Annotated in this window: 13 protein-coding genes; 4 read left to right on the forward strand and 9 right to left on the reverse strand. The window is 70.8% G+C overall.

The features are described from left to right. Positions 1 to 143: 143 nt before the first annotated feature. Positions 144 to 1,256, forward strand: a complete 1,113-nt coding sequence (locus tag AB0C19_RS11135) for an FAD-dependent monooxygenase (protein ID WP_357182818.1) — start codon at positions 144 to 146, stop codon at positions 1,254 to 1,256. A 23-nt stretch (positions 1,257 to 1,279) separates the two neighbouring features. On the opposite strand, the gene AB0C19_RS11140 is transcribed toward AB0C19_RS11135, so the two are convergent. Both AB0C19_RS11140 and AB0C19_RS11145 read right to left on the reverse strand, forming a co-directional pair. Next, on the reverse strand, positions 1,280 to 2,251 hold the full coding sequence (locus tag AB0C19_RS11140; protein WP_357182821.1) for a CU044_5270 family protein: 972 nt from the start codon (positions 2,249 to 2,251) through the stop codon (positions 1,280 to 1,282). A gap of 10 nt (positions 2,252 to 2,261) precedes the next feature. Further along, positions 2,262 to 2,831, reverse strand: a complete 570-nt coding sequence (locus AB0C19_RS11145) for a sigma-70 family RNA polymerase sigma factor (RefSeq protein ID WP_357182823.1) — start codon at positions 2,829 to 2,831, stop codon at positions 2,262 to 2,264. A 255-nt stretch (positions 2,832 to 3,086) separates the two neighbouring features. On the opposite strand from AB0C19_RS11145, the gene AB0C19_RS11150 reads away from it, so the two are divergent. Continuing rightward, a complete protein-coding gene (locus tag AB0C19_RS11150; RefSeq protein ID WP_357182826.1) occupies positions 3,087 to 3,986 on the forward strand; it encodes a bifunctional 5,10-methylenetetrahydrofolate dehydrogenase/5,10-methenyltetrahydrofolate cyclohydrolase in 900 nt (299 codons plus the stop codon). Positions 3,987 to 4,219: 233 nt separating this feature from the next. Here the strand turns inward: AB0C19_RS11150 and AB0C19_RS11155 are convergent, their stop codons facing one another. Together AB0C19_RS11155 and nrdR are read right to left on the reverse strand one after the other, a co-directional pair. Then, positions 4,220 to 7,138 (reverse strand): vitamin B12-dependent ribonucleotide reductase, encoded by a 2,919-nt coding sequence (locus AB0C19_RS11155; RefSeq protein ID WP_357182829.1) that lies wholly within the window; start codon positions 7,136 to 7,138, stop codon positions 4,220 to 4,222. A 22-nt stretch (positions 7,139 to 7,160) separates the two neighbouring features. Beyond that, a complete protein-coding gene (nrdR, locus tag AB0C19_RS11160; RefSeq protein ID WP_357182832.1) occupies positions 7,161 to 7,661 on the reverse strand; it encodes a transcriptional regulator NrdR in 501 nt (166 codons plus the stop codon). A 541-nt stretch (positions 7,662 to 8,202) separates the two neighbouring features. Between nrdR and lexA the strand changes: the two genes are divergently transcribed. Beyond that, positions 8,203 to 8,988 (forward strand): transcriptional repressor LexA, encoded by a 786-nt coding sequence (lexA, locus tag AB0C19_RS11165; protein ID WP_030489395.1) that lies wholly within the window; start codon positions 8,203 to 8,205, stop codon positions 8,986 to 8,988. Positions 8,989 to 9,080: 92 nt separating this feature from the next. Here the strand turns inward: lexA and AB0C19_RS11170 are convergent, their stop codons facing one another. Both AB0C19_RS11170 and hflX read right to left on the reverse strand, forming a co-directional pair. Next, complete coding sequence (locus AB0C19_RS11170; protein WP_357182835.1) at positions 9,081 to 10,793, reverse strand: hypothetical protein; 1,713 nt, start codon at positions 10,791 to 10,793, stop codon at positions 9,081 to 9,083. A gap of 50 nt (positions 10,794 to 10,843) precedes the next feature. Continuing rightward, positions 10,844 to 12,298, reverse strand: a complete 1,455-nt coding sequence (gene hflX, locus AB0C19_RS11175) for a GTPase HflX (protein WP_238683384.1) — start codon at positions 12,296 to 12,298, stop codon at positions 10,844 to 10,846. Between the two features lie 183 nt (positions 12,299 to 12,481). On the opposite strand from hflX, the gene AB0C19_RS11180 reads away from it, so the two are divergent. Continuing rightward, positions 12,482 to 13,948: an NAD-dependent malic enzyme gene (locus AB0C19_RS11180; protein ID WP_238681286.1), complete on the forward strand. Its 1,467-nt coding sequence runs from the start codon at positions 12,482 to 12,484 to the stop codon at positions 13,946 to 13,948. A 108-nt stretch (positions 13,949 to 14,056) separates the two neighbouring features. On the opposite strand, the gene dapF is transcribed toward AB0C19_RS11180, so the two are convergent. The 3 genes from dapF to AB0C19_RS11195 are packed head-to-tail and all read right to left on the reverse strand — an operon-like array spanning position 14,057 to position 16,585. Continuing rightward, positions 14,057 to 14,902, reverse strand: a complete 846-nt coding sequence (dapF, locus tag AB0C19_RS11185; RefSeq protein ID WP_357182839.1) for a diaminopimelate epimerase — start codon at positions 14,900 to 14,902, stop codon at positions 14,057 to 14,059. Positions 14,903 to 14,909: 7 nt separating this feature from the next. After that, a complete protein-coding gene (gene miaA / locus AB0C19_RS11190; protein WP_357182842.1) occupies positions 14,910 to 15,821 on the reverse strand; it encodes a tRNA (adenosine(37)-N6)-dimethylallyltransferase MiaA in 912 nt (303 codons plus the stop codon). After that, on the reverse strand, positions 15,818 to 16,585 hold the full coding sequence (locus AB0C19_RS11195) for a hypothetical protein (RefSeq protein ID WP_357182845.1): 768 nt from the start codon (positions 16,583 to 16,585) through the stop codon (positions 15,818 to 15,820). The genes miaA and AB0C19_RS11195 overlap by 4 nt, the downstream gene beginning before the upstream one ends. Positions 16,586 to 16,667: the final 82 nt, after the last annotated feature.

Consider the following 16,667-nt stretch of genomic DNA (forward strand, 5'->3'; position numbering starts at 1 on the left):
CCCTCATCGTCGCAGCCCATTCCTCGGACATTCAGCCCCCATTCCCGTGCGCTGACTCACTCGCCTCGTACAGTGCTGCGGCGGCTGGACCGTTGAGCAGCAGCTCAGCGGGGTCGCGCAGGGGCAACGGGGAGGAACGTGTCGTGCGGGGTGACGGTGTCCGGGTACTGATCGTCGGCGGAGGTGTCGCCGGGCTGGCGACTGTGGCCGCGCTACGCGAGTGGGGCGCCACTGTCGACGTGGTCGAGCGGGCATCCGGGCCGACCGACTCCGGCACCGGCATCTACCTCACCGGGAACGCGACGCGGATGCTCGACGTACTCGGTCTGCGGGAGCCGGTAGCCGACGTCTCCGTGGAGATCACCCGGCAACGCAGCGCCAACCAGCGTGGGCGTCGCCTCTTCGACATCGACGTGGCCGCGCTGTGGGAGGGCGTCGGGCCGTGCGTGTCGTTGCCCCGGGCGCAGCTGCACCGGGCGCTGCTCGACGGCGTCGGCGACGCCCCGATCCGCTGGGGATGCCAACCGGTCGCGCTCCTTACGGAGGGCGACCGGGTCGCCGTCGAGTTCGGCGACGGTGCCACCGAACGGTACGACCTGGTGCTCGGCGCGGACGGGGTGAACTCGACGGTCCGCCGGCTCGCCTTCGACGGCCAGGCCGCCCGGGACCTCGGCCAGTACGCGTACCGGTGGGTCGCTCCCCGCATCGACGACGAGCCGGTCTGGTCGGTGCAGTTGGGGCGCGGAAGGCAATTCCTGACGATCCCGATCAGCGCCGACCAGACGTACTGCTACTACAACGACGGCCCGGTTGCCGACCGGCCGGGCTGGCGCGACGAGCTGGGGGCGACGTTCACCGAGCCGGTGGCCACCATGCTCAAGGCCCTCGACTACGACGACAGCACCCTGCACGCGGGGCCGAACCAGGAGGTCGTGCTCGACTCCTGGTCCCGGGGGCCGGTGCTGCTGGTCGGCGACGCCGCCCACGCCACCTCTCCGAACATGGCCCAGGGCGCGGCGATGGCCCTGGAGGACGCGGTCGTGCTCGCGTCGTCGTTGGCCGCCGCCGATTCCGTCGCCGACGCGCTGCGGAGTTTCGAGGCGCGGCGCCGCCCACGTACGAACTGGGTGCTCAGTCAGACCCACCGTCGCGACAAGGCCACCGGGCTCCCGCCCGCATTGCGCGACCTGGTGATGCGCCGCCTCGGCGAGCAGATGTTCCGCTCGAACTACGGGCCCCTGTTCGCCCAGCCCTGACCGGTCCGACGTGGCCGGCCCGCTCACGGCAGCTGGCCCGGCCGGTCGACGATTGCGACCCGCAGGAGCGCGGCAGCCGACTCCAGTGACTCCTTGCCGTTACGGATCACCGAACTACGGGTGCCAAGGTAGACGTGAGAGTCCCGATCGAAGATGAGGTCCACGTTGCCTCCGAAGACACCGGGCATCCGGATCGCCACCCCGTGCCGGCCGGCGACGTCCACCACGTCGCCCGAAATGACGACCGCTCCGGGCTGCCGTGCCAGCACTTCGAACAGCGCCGCCAGCGCTCGGGGCGGCACGTAGCCGTCGAGCATCGACCACGCGGTGGTGTACGCCATGCTCTCGTCCCCGTACACGGCCTCCTCGTCGGCGCCTTCCGGAAGGTGCAGGTCGACCGGGTGTTCCCGAAGGTATCGAAGCAGCTCGTCCGGATCGGTGGGCAGGCCGCCGTGGTACGCGGGCGGCTGGAACGCGTCCAACTCCTTCGTCGGATCGGCGGCATCGCCCATCCGGAGCACCCTCAGCTCGCCCCACCCGTTCGGGTCGCTCTCCGGTCGGTAGCGTCCCTGCGTGTACGCGACTCCACCGGCCGACTTCCACAGTTGGTTCCGGATGGTCTGGTACGGGCCGCTGTCCGGCAACTCCCGGACCGTCGCCAGGGTTTCCGTGAAGACGTACTGATCGGGCCGGGCGGTGAGTTCCGGCTGCTGCCGGGCCGCGTCGGCCGCCAGATGGAAGATCTCCGAGGCGCTGGCCGTCGGCGGCGGCTGGTCGCCGAGCCTCATCGTCTGGACTCCCAGCGCACCAGCGGTCAGTGCGACTGCCAGCCCGAACGCCCCGGCGAGGCGCCAACCGCGCAGGAACCGGGTACGACGTCCGGCAGGACGGGCCGCCGACGCCATCTCGGCCCGTTGAGTGACGTGTGCGGTCAGATCTTCGAGGAGCTGCTCCTCGAAACCCTGCGGCGACCGTTCGATCTCGTTCATCGTCATCTCCGTCTCCTCAGGCGAGGGTGGTGACCGGGCGGGCGAGCACGGCGCGGACGACGCGACGGGCACGATGCAGGCGGACCCGAGCGGCGACCGGTGACATCCCGAGCACTGTCGCCGCCTCCGCGACGGTGAGGCCGTCCACGGCGACGAGTTCGACGAGCGTCCGGGTGCCCTCGGGTAGCTCGCTCAGCGCCCGATGGGTCCGGCGGGCCGCCGACTCGGCGTCGATCCGCTCCTCGATGCGGGCGATGTCATCGGGGCCGAGGTCCCGTCGTCCGGCCAGTCGGCCGGTCACCCGCAGCCGTTGGGCCGCCCGACGCCGCTCGTCACCGATGACGTTGCGGGCCACCCCGTACAGCCAGCCGATCTGGCTACCCCGGTCCGGGCGGTACCCGGCCGCCGACTCGATCACCGCCAGGAACACGTCGGCGGTGAGGTCGGCGGCGAGGTGTGGGTCGTCGACCCGCCGCGCCACGAACCGGCCCACGGCCTCCAGGTGCCGCCGGTAGAAGACCTCGAAGGCCACCGGATCGGTTCCGATGCCGGAAATGTCATCATCGGCTCGGCTCGGCTCATTCACAGGCCGTCCTCCCTCGTAGCCCTCACACCCCTTCTTCGTAAGGCGGAGCACGAGTGTTACCGAACCGACGAATGGCAGCATGCCCCGGTGCGGGTCTGCCCGGCGCTGACGGCGGTGCTGCTGGTCCAGTTGGGCAACCGCCCTGGTGATGCGGCATCATCGAACCACCGGCGACTGGCGGCACGGGGATGGTGGAACCATCGGGGAGCCTCTCGCGGGCGTCGACCGCCTGGGCGCCTGCGTCGAGGAACCATCATGACCACGACCAGCGAATCCACACAACAGCACACCCCGTTGGGCACGGCCCGCCTGCTGCCGGGTGCACCCGTCGCCGAAGCCGTCCTGGCCGAGACCGCGACCGCTGCCGCCGGCCTGCGCAGCCGCGGGATCACACCGAGCCTCGCCACCATCCTCGTCGGTGATGACGACGCCAGCGCCGGTTACATCGCGATCAAGCAGCGTCAGGCCGCCGCGCTCGGGTTCGCCTCCCCACACGTGCATCTGCCGGCCACCGCAACCCAGGCCGAGCTACACCAGGCCATTGCCCGATTCAACAGTGATCCCGCCGTACACGGGCTGCTCGTGCAGTACCCGGTTCCGGGGCACCTGGACTACGACGCGGCGTTGCAGACCATCGACCCGGACAAGGACGTCGACGGCATGCACCCACTGAACATGGGGCGTCTCGCCGTCGGCCTGCCCGGCCCGCTGCCGTGCACCCCCGCCGGCATCGAAGCCCTCCTGGCGTACTACGAGATCCCCGTCGCCGGCCGTGAGGTCGTCATCCTCGGCCGCGGCGCCACCCTTGGCCGCCCCCTGGCGATGCTGCTCGCCCAGAAGCGCCCGACCGCCAACGCGGCCGTCACCGTCGTCCACACAGGTGTGCCCGACTGGGCCCGCTACACCCGCCGCGCCGACATCCTCGTGGCCGCCGCCGGCGTACCCGGGATCGTGCGGCCTGAGCACGTCAAGCCCGGCGGGGTCGTCATCGGCGCCGGCGTCCGCTACGACGGGCGGCGTCTCCTGCCGGACGTGGACGAAGCGTGCGCCGAGGTCGCCGGCGCGATCACGCCCCGGGTGGGCGGGGTCGGTCCGACCACCGTCGCGATGCTGTTCCGCAACGCCGTGCGCGCAGCCGAGCGAGCAAGCCAGTAGCCCGGTCACCAGGGTCACTTGATCCTGAGGACGAGGTAGACGAGTGGGCCCAGCTGGCAGCCCACCGCGCATCATGCTGACGAGCGTGATGCCTGTGAGTCATCAAGATGACCCACAGGCATCACGGCCAACGACAACATGCCCTCCCGCGCGAGCCTCCAGGGGACCCGGAAACGGCGCTGCCCCGGCCTCCGACGAAGGGAGACCGGGGCAGCGCCGCGTTTTCGCGTACGTCAGCTGCAGCCGCTGGTGGAGCCGCAGCCCTCACAGACGTAGCAGCTACCGGCGGGGCGCATCTTCGTACCGCAGGTGAAGCAGAGCGGCGCGTCGGCGGCCTTGCCGATCACGGCCTCCAGCAGTTCGGTGCTGGAACCCACGCTCGGAGCCGGCTTGGCGGCGGCCACGTCGGCCATCTCCTGGGCCGGCTGGGCGACGGCCTCCGGCTTGGCCGGGGTCTCCACCGGCGCGGACGACGCCATCGCGGTGAGCTCGGCGCCGGTGACGCCGGCAGCCTCCGCGTCGGCCTCGGCCCGCAGCTGCGCGGCTCGCTCCGTGGCGGTGAAGATGCCCAGCTCGGCGCGGCGCTCGTAGGGCAGGAAGTCCAGCGCCAGGCGACGGAAGATGTAGTCCATCACCGAGGCCGCCATCCGCACGTCCGGGTCGTCGGTCATGCCGGCCGGCTCGAAGCGCATGTTGGTGAACTTGCTGACGAACGTCTCCAGCGGCACGCCGTACTGGAGGCCGATGCTGATGGCCACCGAGAAGGCGTCCATCACGCCGGCCAGGGTCGAGCCCTGCTTGGACATCTTCAGGAAGACCTCACCGAGGCCGTCGTCCGGGTAGGACGACGCGGTCAGGTAGCCCTCGGCGCCACCGACGGAGAAGCTGACCGTCTCGGACGGGCGCTTCTTCGGCAGGCGCTTACGCACCGGCCGGTACTCGATGACCTTCTCGACCGCGGCCGGCGCGGCCGCTGCGGTCTCGACGGCGGCCGGCTCGGTGGCCTTGTTGGACTTGGCCACCGAGAGCGGCTGGCCGACCTTGCAGTTGTCCCGGTAGATCGCCAACGCCTTGAGGCCGAGCTTCCAGCCCTCGAAGTAGATCTTCTCGACGTCCTCGACGGTGGCCGCCTCCGGCATGTTGACCGTCTTGGAGATGGCGCCGGAGACGAACGGCTGGATGGCCGCCATCATCCGCACGTGACCCATCGGGGCGATCGTCCGCTCTCCCATGGCGCAGTCGAAGACCGGGTAGTGCTCCGGCTTGAGGCCGGGGGCGTCCACCACGTGGCCGTGGTCGGCGATGTGCTCGACGATCGCCTCGACCTGCTCCTCGGGGTAGCCGAGACTCCGCAGGGCACGCGGCACCGTCTGGTTGACGATCTGCATCGATCCGCCGCCGACCAGCTTCTTGAACTTGACCAGCGCCAGGTCCGGCTCCACACCGGTCGTGTCGCAGTCCATCATGAAACCGATCGTGCCGGTCGGCGCGAGGACGCTCGCCTGCGCGTTGCGCCAACCGAACTTGTCACCGATCTTGTTGCCCTGGGTCCACTGCTTGGTCGCCTCGCGGACGATAGCGGTGGCCACCGGGCTGGTCGGCTTGATCTCGTCGTTGGCCGCGGCGTGCTTACGCATGACCCGCTTGTGCGGCTCGGCGTTACGGGCGTAGCCGTCGTACGGGCCGACGACGCCGGCCAGCTCGGCCGAGCGGCGGTAGGCGGTGCCGGTCATCAGGGACGTGATCGACGCGGCGACCGAGCGGCCCTGGTCCGAGTCGTACGGCAGGCCGGTGGCCATCAGCAGGGCGCCCAGGTTGGCGTAGCCGATGCCGAGCTGCCGGTAGGCGCGGGACGTCTCACCGATCTTCTCGGTCGGGAAGTCCGCGAAGCAGATCGAGATGTCCATCGCGGTGATGACGAACTCGACGGACTTGACGAACTTCTCCACCTCGAAGCCACCGTCGGCGCGGAGGAACTTCATCAGGTTGAGCGAGGCCAGGTTGCACGAGGAGTTGTCCAGGTGCAGGTACTCCGAGCACGGGTTCGACGCGGTGATCCGCCCGGTCTCCGGGCAGGTGTGCCAGTCGTTGATCGTGTCGTCGTACTGCAGACCGGGGTCGGCGCACTCCCAGGCTGCCTGGGAGATGGAGCGGAACAGGTTCTTGGCGTCGACGGTCTCGATCACCGAGCCGTCCAGCCGGCCGCGCAGGTCGAAGCCCTTGCCGTTCTCGACCGCCGACATGAACTCGTCGGAGACCCGGACCGAGTTGTTGGCGTTCTGGTACTGCACGCTGACGATGTCGGAGCCACCGAGGTCCATGTCGAACCCGGCGTCACGCAGCGCGCGGATCTTGTCCTCCTCGCGCGCCTTCGTGACAACGAACTCCTGGATGTCCGGGTGGTCGACGTCGATGATGACCATCTTGGCCGCCCGGCGGGTCGCGCCGCCGGACTTGATGGTGCCGGCGGAGGCGTCCGCGCCGCGCATGAAGCTGACCGGGCCGGAGGCGTTACCGCCGGAGGAGAGCAGCTCACGGGACGAGCGGATCCGCGACAGGTTGACCCCGGAGCCGGAGCCGCCCTTGAAGATCAGCCCTTCCTCCTTGTACCAGTCGAGGATCGAGTCCATCGAGTCGTCGACGGCAAGGATGAAGCAGGCGCTGACCTGCTGCGGCGACGGCGTGCCGACGTTGAACCAGACCGGCGAGTTGAAGCTGAACACCTGGTGCAGCAGCATCCAGGTCAGCTCGTGCGCGAAGACCTCGGCGTCGGTCGGGCTGGCGAAGTAGCCGTACTCCTCACCCGCGGTGCGGTAGGTGGTGACCACCCGGTCGATCAACTGCTTGAGCGACCACTCGCGCTCCGGGGTCCCCACCGCTCCCCGGAAGTACTTGGTGGTCACGATGTTGGCCGCGTTGACGCTCCACGACTCCGGGAACTCCACCCCACGCTGCTCGAAGTTGATCGAGCCGTCCCGCCAGTTCGTCATCACGACGTCACGGCGCTCCCAGGAGACCTCGTCGTACGGGTGGACCCCCTCGGTCGTCCACACCCGCTCGATCTTCAGCCCCGCGCCTGCCTTGCTTCGTGAACGGCTAGTAGTCACGCCGTTGCCCCCCTCGTCTGCGCGGTCACCCACCGCGCGTCCCATTCTCTTGAAAAACCGTGAAGTCTCAGCTGGTACGGCCGGCGGCCTCGACCGCATCGGCCCGGCCCTGCTCCCGGGCTCGCGCCGCGGCCCGCAACGTCTCGATCTCGTGCTCGAAGTCGGCGAGGGAGTCGAACGAGCGGTAGACGCTGGCGAACCGCAGGTAGGCGATCTCGTCCAGGTCGCGTAACGGACCCAGGATCGCCAGGCCCACGTCGTGGCTGGGTATCTCGGCGGCCCCCTTGGCCCGGACCGTCTCCTCCACCCGCTGCGCGAGCAGCGCGAGTGAGTCGTCGTCCACCGGCCGGCCCTGACACGCCTTACGCACCCCACCGATGATCTTCGTGCGACTGAACGGCTCGGTCACCCCGCTGCGCTTGACGACCGCGAGGACCGCCTCCTCGACGGTGGTGAACCGCTTGCCGCACTCCGGGCAGGACCGCCGCCGTCGGATGAGCTGGCCGTCGTCGGCCTCCCGCGAGTCGACCACCCGGGAGTCAGCGTGCCGGCAGTACGGACACCGCATCGCCCACCTCCAAATAATGATCAACCGCGAGCACACCGGAACACACCCCCGGGCACGACTCACCGCGACGGTGCCATCCTCGGATGACGCCCGCCGTGATCGACGTTACGGGAGTGCGGTCGGTAGTCAGACCCAACCTGTAGGCAACTTACGCCCGTGTCACTACTACATCTAGGGGTCGACCGTATGTCGCTGGGGAAGCCGGGTCAAGTTGGCCGGCGTGTCCGGCGCGTCACGGACCATCCGGTCGTCAACGCACCGCACAGCACCCGAAGACCCAACGTCACGACACCGCCCGGGTTACCGGCGAACCAGCCGAACACAGCCGGAAAAAGGTCCAGGATCGAACACCAGTGCTACCTGACGTACCATTTATCAGAACATCCGTACGACCGGAGCGCTTTTCACCCCGACACGCCGGTGAGAGGTCGTACAGATGTTTGAAAATGACTGATCTCACCTATACGGTCATGAACAACGTGGCACCACCGCACGCACCACGAGCCGACGAGGCACCCAGCGCCGACCAGGGAGGACGGACGTGACCGAGGACCGGGCCAGCCGGCCGAAGAGCCCGCAGCAGATCACCGAGGCGGGCCCCCCGGCCACCCGACGCCGCAGCGCCGCGCGCAGCCGGACGGGTCAGCCCGCCGTGCGTCCGGTCACCCCGGTGGTCAGCGCCTTCCCCGACCCGGCGACGGTCGACCTGACCGCCCGCCAGCGCCGCATCCTGGAGTTCATCCGCAATTGGGTGGAGCGCCACGGCTACCCGCCGAGCGTCCGCGAGATCGGCGAGGCGGTCGGCCTGGTGTCGCCGTCCAGCGTCGCCTACCAGCTCAAGGAGCTGGAGAAGAAGGGCTTCCTGCGCCGCGACCCGAACCGGCCGCGCGCGGTGGACGTCCGCGCCCCCAGCGAGGCGATCGACGACGAGCTGTCGAGGGCACAGCGCCCCACTCCGGCGTACGTGCCGATGCTCGGTCGGATCGCCGCCGGTGGGCCGATCCTCGCCGAGCAGGCAGTGGAGGACATCTTCCCGCTCCCCCGCGAGCTGGTGGGTGAGGGCGAGGTCTTCATGCTCCAGGTCAAGGGCGACTCGATGCTCGACGCGGCGATCTGCGACGGTGACTGGGTGGTCGTCCGGCAGCAGCCAACCGCCGACTCCGGCGAGATCGTGGCCGCCATGCTCGACGGCGAGGCGACGGTGAAGACCTACCGGCGGCGCGACGGGCACGTCTGGCTGATGCCGCAGAACCCCGCCTTCGACCCGATCCCCGGCGATGACGCCACCATCATGGGCCGGGTCGTGGCGGTGCTACGCCGGATCTGACCGATCGGCGGGTGAGTGCCGACGGCGCTCACCCGCACCGCTCGTCAGGGCGGGTGAGCGCCTCAGCTTCCGATCAGTAACAGTGGCGTCGATCAGTAGCGGTCGCCTCGGGGACCGCGACCGCCCCCGGGATACTGCCGGTACGGGTCCACGGGCGCGTCGTCGTCACGTCGGCGGCCGGGCCGCTGGCCGCGGTAGTCGGGCTCCTGGCCACCGCGCCGGGGCGGCTCCGCACGACCGGGCTGACCGCCGTCGCCGCCGTACACACCACCGCCAGGACGGCCACCGCCGCCCTGCGGACGACCGCCGCCACCACCGCCCTGCGGACGACCGCCGCCACTGGCCGGGGGACGGCCACCGCCAGCCGGGGGACGGCCACCGCCGCCGTAAACGCCGCCACCGTCCGGTCGCGGCGCACCGTGGCCACCGTCAGCCGAGGCCGGCCGGCCGCCGCCGCCGTACACGGCGCCACCCGCCGGGGCCGGGCCACCACGACCCGCACCACCCGCCGGGGTCGGACCACCGCGACCCGCACCACCGCCGTAGACCGCGCCGCCGGCCGGCGCGCCGCCCCCGTAGACACCACCCCTGCGGTCGTCGTCGGCCGGGAACCCGTCAACGGCGCGGCCGGCGCGCGGGCCGAACGGTTCACCGTCCGGCTCCGACGGGTCGGACTCGTCAGCGGTCGGCGGCCGACGGCGGGCGCGAACGATGCCGAAGATTCCGGCGGCGACCAACAGAAGGCCGATCAGCCCGACCGCCCCGACCAGGTACGTGATGTCGTCGAGGCTCAGCCCGTCGGTCCAGGACTTCGAGGCGGCCGGCTTGCCGCCGTCCTCGGCACTCAGCGGCGCGGCGGTCGACGTGGACGGGGTGTAGCCGAGGATGTCGACCGGCTCGTCGTCGGTGAACCGGCCCGCGTCGGAGACGGTGAGGAACGACTTTCCGTCCGAGGTGTAGCTGATGGCCTCGCCGAACGGGTCGGCCAGCGGCGTCACCCGCGGCTTGCCGGTGGTGAGCGCGCCCACGATGTCGCCACCGGTCACGTCGAACTCGAAGGCGTCCGCGTACGTGCGCAGAACCACCCGGGAGCCGTCCGGTGCCCTCGATGCGCCGGTGATGGCAATCCGGCCGAACGTGTTGAGGGTGTTCTCCGTCTGGGTCTTCGGCAGCGTGAGCTCGCCGGCCTTACGCATCGGCACCGGGTCGGTGTCGCCGCTCTTGAGAGCCGCCGACGGCGTGTAGATCTCGGCCTTGCCACTGGTCACCTTGGTGATGATCAGCGGTTTTCCGTCGTCGCCGATGAGCAACGCCTCAGCGTCGTGCGGTTTGGCCTCCGGGTAGGAGAGCCGGTGCAGCGTCGGCTGCTTGGCGCCGGTGACCGGCATCGACCAGAGTGCGACGCGGCTGCGGCGCTCCTTCGAGTCGGGGTTGTCACCGGTGTCGGCGATCCAGAGGGTGCGGCCGTCCTTGGACAGGGCGAGATCCTCGGTGTCGAACGGACCCTGCCCCGAGTAGCGGACCGGCTCCTTCGAGATCTTGCACTTGCTGTCGAGGAAGAACACCCGCTTGCGCGCCGCGACGTCGGTGCCGTCGTTGATGACGATGTAGCCACTCTTGGTGGCCACCAGCCCGGACAGCTCCCGTAGGCGCTCGTCGGCGATCGTGCATCGCTTCTGGCCAGGGTTCGCTGCGGGCGGCCCGGACGCCCCAGGGGCGGGAGCCGCTGCGGCGACTCCGGCGAGCGCCACGGTTGCCCCGAGCAGGCCGAGGGCAACCGTGACCGAGGAAACAACGCGGCGCATTCGGCCAGTGTCGCATGCCGCGCGTTTCCGGTGGATGACGCCGTGGCCGCTCAGGACCGGCTGCCGGCCGCCTGCCCCTGCCGCTCCACGTCGAAGGCCGTCAGCTCCGCCGCAAGCTCCGCGCCGACGCGGACGTGCAGCAGAGTGCCCTCCGGCAGGTGCGACGTGCTGAGCACCTCACCAGTGCGGTGCGCCCGAGCGACCAGGTCACCCCGGTCGTACGGCAGCACGGCCCGGACCTCCACGGCCGGACTCGGTAGCCGCTCCTCGATCGCCGCGCGCAGCTCGTCCATGCCGCGCCCCGAGTGCGCGGACACGAAGATCGCGTCCGGCCAGAGCCGCTTGAGCCGCAGCAGAGTGTCCTCGTCGGCCGCGTCGGTCTTGTTGACCACCAACAGCTCGGGAAGCCGGTCCGCGCTGACCTCGGCAAGCACCGCGTGGACCGCCCGGACCTGCTCCTCCGGATCCGGGTGGGTGCCGTCCACGACGTGCACCACCAGATCCGCCTCCGCGACCTCCTCCAGCGTCGAACGGAACGCCTCGACGATCTGGTGCGGGAGGTGTCGGACGAAGCCGACGGTGTCGGAGAGGGTGTAGAGCCGCCCGTCCGAGGTGGTGGCCTTGCGGGTCGTCGGGTCCAGCGTGGCGAACAGCGCGTTCTCCACCAGCACGCCCGCGCCGGTCAGCCGGTTGAGCAGGCTGGACTTGCCGGCGTTGGTGTAGCCGGCGATGGCGACTGCGGGAACGGAGTTGCGGGAACGCCGGGCACGCTTGGTCACGCGGACCGTCTTCATGCTCTTGATCTCACGGCGCAGCCGGGAGATGCGGTGACGGATCCGCCGCCGGTCGGTCTCCAGCTTGGTCTCACCGGGACCACGAACACCCACACCGCCACCGGCGCCACCACCGCGGCCGGAACCACCGGTCTGCCGGGAGAGCGTCTCACCCCAACCGCGCAGTCGGGGCAGCAGGTATTGGAGCTGGGCCAGCTCGACCTGCGCCTTACCTTCCTTGCTCTTGGCGTGCTGGGCGAAGATGTCGAGGATCAGCGCGGTGCGGTCGACGACCTTGACCTTGGTGCGCTGCTCCAGGTTGCGCAGCTGCGACGGGGACAGCTCACCGTCACAGATGACCGTGTCGGCGCCGGTGGAAAGCACCACCGCGCCGAGATCGTCGACCTTGCCGCGGCCGATGTACGTGGCCGGGTCGGGTCGGGTACGACGTTGAATGAGCCCTTCGAGCACCTGCGAACCGGCGGTTTCGGCCAGCGCGGCGAGCTCGGTCAGCGAGTTTTCCGCGTCGGTGACGGTGCCTTCGGTCCAGACGCCCACCAGGACGACCCGCTCCAGCCGCAGCTGGCGGTATTCCACCTCGGTGACGTCGGTGAGCTCGGTTGACAGGCCCGGGACGCGTCGGAGGGACTGCCGCTCCGACAGCTCCATCTCGCCGGTGGTGACGTCGTCGAGCTCGTCCTCGACGGGGACAAAGCTCTCCTGGTCTCGCAAGCGGTTCTCCTGTCCGTTTTGATAAGTAGAACGTAATCCTGACATGACACAACGCCGAACGCACCTGCTATATGCCCATGGTGAAGGTCGCCAAAAGTGGGGGCGAATGCTGGTCGGCCGCGACAACCCGGTAGAAATGCGGGCGGCGGCCGATCGGCCGCACAGCCGTTACGGAGGGATCCCGTGGCCATCACCCGAATGCCCAGCGCCGGATTTTCGATCACCATCCGGATCGCCGTGACCGCGGACGCCTCCTCGATCGGCCGACTCACCACCTCCGTCGGCGAGGCCGGGGCGATCGTCACGGCGCTGGACGTGGTGGACTCGGACCCGACCCACGTGATCGTCGACCTGACCTGCGACACCGCCGACGCCGGTCACGCCGACCAGGTGGTCGACGCGCTGACCGCGCTGGACGGCGTGGACGTGCGCAAGGTGTCGGACCGGACGTTCCTGCTGCACCTGGGCGGCAAGATCGAGGTGACCTCGAAGGTCGCGCTGCGCAACCGCGACGAGCTGTCCCGCGCGTACACCCCTGGGGTGGCCCGGGTCTGCATGGCGATCGCCGAGAACCCGGCCGACGCCCGGCGACTGACCATCAAGCGCAACACCGTCGCCGTGGTCAGCGACGGCTCGGCGGTGCTCGGCCTGGGCAACCTCGGCCCGGCCGCGTCGCTGCCGGTGATGGAGGGCAAGGCCGCGCTGTTCAAGCGCTTCGGCGGGGTGGACGCCTGGCCGGTGGTGCTGGACACCCAGGACACCGATGAGATCGTGCAGATCGTCAAGGCGATCGCGCCGGCCTACGGCGGCATCAACCTGGAGGACATCGCCGCGCCGCGCTGCTTCGAGATCGAGGCCCGGCTGCGCGAGGCGCTGGACATTCCGGTCTTCCACGACGACCAGCACGGCACCGCGATCTGCGTGCTGGCCGCGCTGACCAACGCGCTGCGGGTGGTGGGCAAGCGGCTCGAGGACGTCCGGGTGGTCGTCTCCGGAGCCGGGGCGGCCGGCACCGCGATCATGAAGTTGCTGCTGCGCCAGGGCGTCGGCGACATCATCGCGTACGACCGGGAGGGCGCCCTGCACCGCGGGCTGACCGGGCTCAACTCGGCGTGGCAGTGGCTGGCGGAGAACACCAACAAGGAGAACTACTCCGGCGACCTGCCCGGCGCGATCCGCGGCGCCGACGTGTTCATCGGGGTCAGCGCGCCGAACCTGCTCACCGGCGACGACATCGCGCAGATGGCGAAGGACTCGATCGTCTTCGCCCTGGCCAACCCCGACCCGGAGGTCGACCCGCGGGAGGCGCGCAAGCACGCCGCAGTGGTCGCCACCGGCCGCTCGGACCAGCCGAACCAGATCAACAACGTCCTCGCGTTCCCCGGGGTGTTCCGCGGCATGCTCGACGCGCACGCCGAGGAGTTCACCGAGGAGATGGCCCTCGCGGCCGCCCGGGCCATCGCCGACGTGGTCGGCGAGGACAAGATCAACCCGACGGTGATCGTGCCGAGCGTCTTCGACTCCCGGGTCGCCCCGGCGGTCGCCGCCGCCGTGCGCGCCGCCGCGCACAACCCGAGCCCGCTCCCGGCCGCCGACCCCGGCCCCGCCGACCTCCCCGAGATCGCCGCAAGCGCCAGCGCCACCCCGTAGCGCGCCAACGACCCACCAACCGCGCGCCGTTGATCAAGAGGTTTGCGTCAGGAAGTACGCGAAACTTGACGCGAACCTCTTGATCAACACGGGAAATGGTGGGGCGCGTTAGGGGCGGAGTGTTTTTGGGTTCAGCTCGCCGGTGGCTACCAGGACGGCGGGGCCGGAGAGCCAGCAGGAGTCGGCAGTGACCGTCACCGTCAGGCGGCCTCCGGGCACGTCCACGGCTACCACGCCGGTGTTTCGCCCGGCGTCGCGCAGCGCCACCGCGCCCACCGCGCAGGCACCGGTGCCGCAGGACAGGGTCTCGGCGCTGCCGCGCTCGTACACCCGCATCACGCTGTGCTCGTCGGTGCCGTCGACCGGGTCACCCGCCACGATGAACTCGACGTTCACCCCGCTCGGGAAGACCGCCGGGTCGAACCCGGGCGCGACGGTCAGGTCCAGCGCCGACAGCTCCACGCCGGCCGGCAGCACGCAGACCAGGTGCGGGTTGCCGACGTCCACCACCGCACCGGTCAGGGTCAGCCCGCCGAGGGTGGCGGCGGAACTGTCGTACACCCGGGGTCGGCGCATCTCGACGGACACGACGTCGCCCTCGACCAGCGCGCGCACGACGCCGGCCCGGGTGGCCACCGGCAGCGCCGCTCCGGCCGGCGTAGCCAACCCGGTGTCGAGCAGGTAGCGCACGAAGACCCGGGCGCCGTTGCCGCACATCTCGGCGAACGAGCCGTCGGCGTTCCAGTAGTCCATGAACCACTCGGCCTCGCCGGCCATACCCGCGCCGTCCGGATGCTTCGCCGCGCGGACCACCCGCAGCACGCCGTCCGCGCCGATGCCCCGACGCCTGTCGCAGAGGGCCGCGACCAGCTCCGGGGTCAGGTCGAGCTGACCGTCCGGGTCGGGAAGGAGGACGAAGTCGTTGCCGGTGCCGTGGCCCTTTGTGAACTCCACTCCCCCATCATCGCGCAGCCGCCGGCACCAGACGCAGGGCGGCCCCGATCAGGTCCGGGGTCGTCGAGTCCAGCCAGTGGATCCGTGGGTCACGGCGGAACCAGGACCGCTGCCGGCGGACGAAGCGCCGGGTCGCCCGGACCGTCTCGTCGTGCGCCTGCGCCTCGGTCAGCTCACCGGCGAGCAGGCGCAGCACCTGCTGGTAGCCGAGCGCCCGACTCGCCGTCCGCCCCTCGCGCAGCCCGCGCCCGACCAGCTCACGGGTCTCCGGCACCAGGCCGTCGGCCCACATCCGGTCGACCCGCAGCGCGATCCGCTCGTCCAGCAGGCCGGTGTCGAGGTCGACGCCGAGCTGGACCGACGGGTAGTACGGCGTGGGCTGCGGCAGCGAGGCGGCGAACGGCGCGCCGGTCAGCTCGATCACCTCCAGGGCCCGCACGATCCGCCGGCCGTTGCCCGGCAGGATGCTCTCGGCGGCGACCGGGTCGGCGGCGCGCAGCCGCGCGTACAGCGGGGCCGGGCCGACCTCGGCCAACTCCCGTTCCAGCCGCTCCCGTAGCGCCGCGTCGGTGCCGGGGAACTCGAAGCGCTCCAGCACCGCGCGCACGTACAGCCCGGAGCCACCGACCAGCAACGGCACCCGCCCCCGGGACAGGATGTCGTCCACCGCCGCGCGGGCCAGTCGCTGGTACTCCGCGACGCTCGCCGGCTCGGTGACCTCCCAGATGTCCAACAGGTGATGCGGCACCCCGTCCCGCTCGGCGAGGGTCAGCTTGGCGGTGCCGATGTCCATGCCCCGGTAGAGCTGCATCGAGTCGGCGTTGACCACCTCGCCGTTCAGGGCATGCGCCAACGCGATGCTCAGCGCGGACTTGCCGGCCGCGGTCGGGCCGACCACAGCGACGACCAGGCCCGTCACACCCGCTCCCAGGACGCCACGAAGTAGGCCACCCCGTAGGGGGCGGAGTCGTGCAGCAACTCGCCGCGCCACCCACCACCGGCCGCGCGGGCCGCACCGGCGAGCACCTGCCAGGGGGCGCGACCGGCGGCCTTCAGCTCCGTCGACACCACCGGGTCGAGGCCGAGCAGGGCGTCCAGGTCCGCGTCGGCCAGCGCCGCGGCAACCCTCTTGTCGTACGGGAGGGCGCGCGCGTCGTCGTACCCGGGTGCCTTCTCTCCCCGGCAGGCCGACCCGTCCCCGAGCACCAACGACGCCACCCGGTCACCGGCGGCGCCGACCTCGTCCGCGAGCGCGGCCAGCTCGGCCGGGCCCGCGTCGGCGGCCACCTGCACGGCCGTCACCGGCGGTCGGATGTCGTGACGGGCCAGCAACCACGCGCCGACGGTCAGGCTCAACGGCAGCACCGCACCCCGGTCCGGTTGGCCCGGCACCAACGGCACGTACAGATCGACACCCCAGGGCTGGAGAGAACCGGTCGCCGGGGTGGGGATCGGGCCGGTCACCGGGCCGGTGCCCACCAGCACCACAATGTCCGGATCGGCGGCAAGGAGCCGGCGTACGGCGGTGTCGCAGGCCGCCCGCAGATCGTCCAACTCCGGGGCCGCGGAGCCGGCCACCTCGGGCACGAGCAGGGGCGGATGCGGGCAGACGGCAGCGGCGACCAGTGGCACCCGTCCACCGTAGCGGGAATCCCCGGTGCGTCTCCGCGCCGATCCGGTCATTCGGCCCCTAGGACACCGTATGGTCACGGTCGGCGATAGGCGCTCGACGCGGACCGGGTCGGACCTGTGACAATGCCGGAAG

The sequence above is a fragment of the Micromonospora sp. NPDC048842 genome (assembly GCF_040649935.1).
Taxonomy (GTDB): Bacteria; Actinomycetota; Actinomycetes; order Mycobacteriales; family Micromonosporaceae; genus Micromonospora; species Micromonospora hortensis.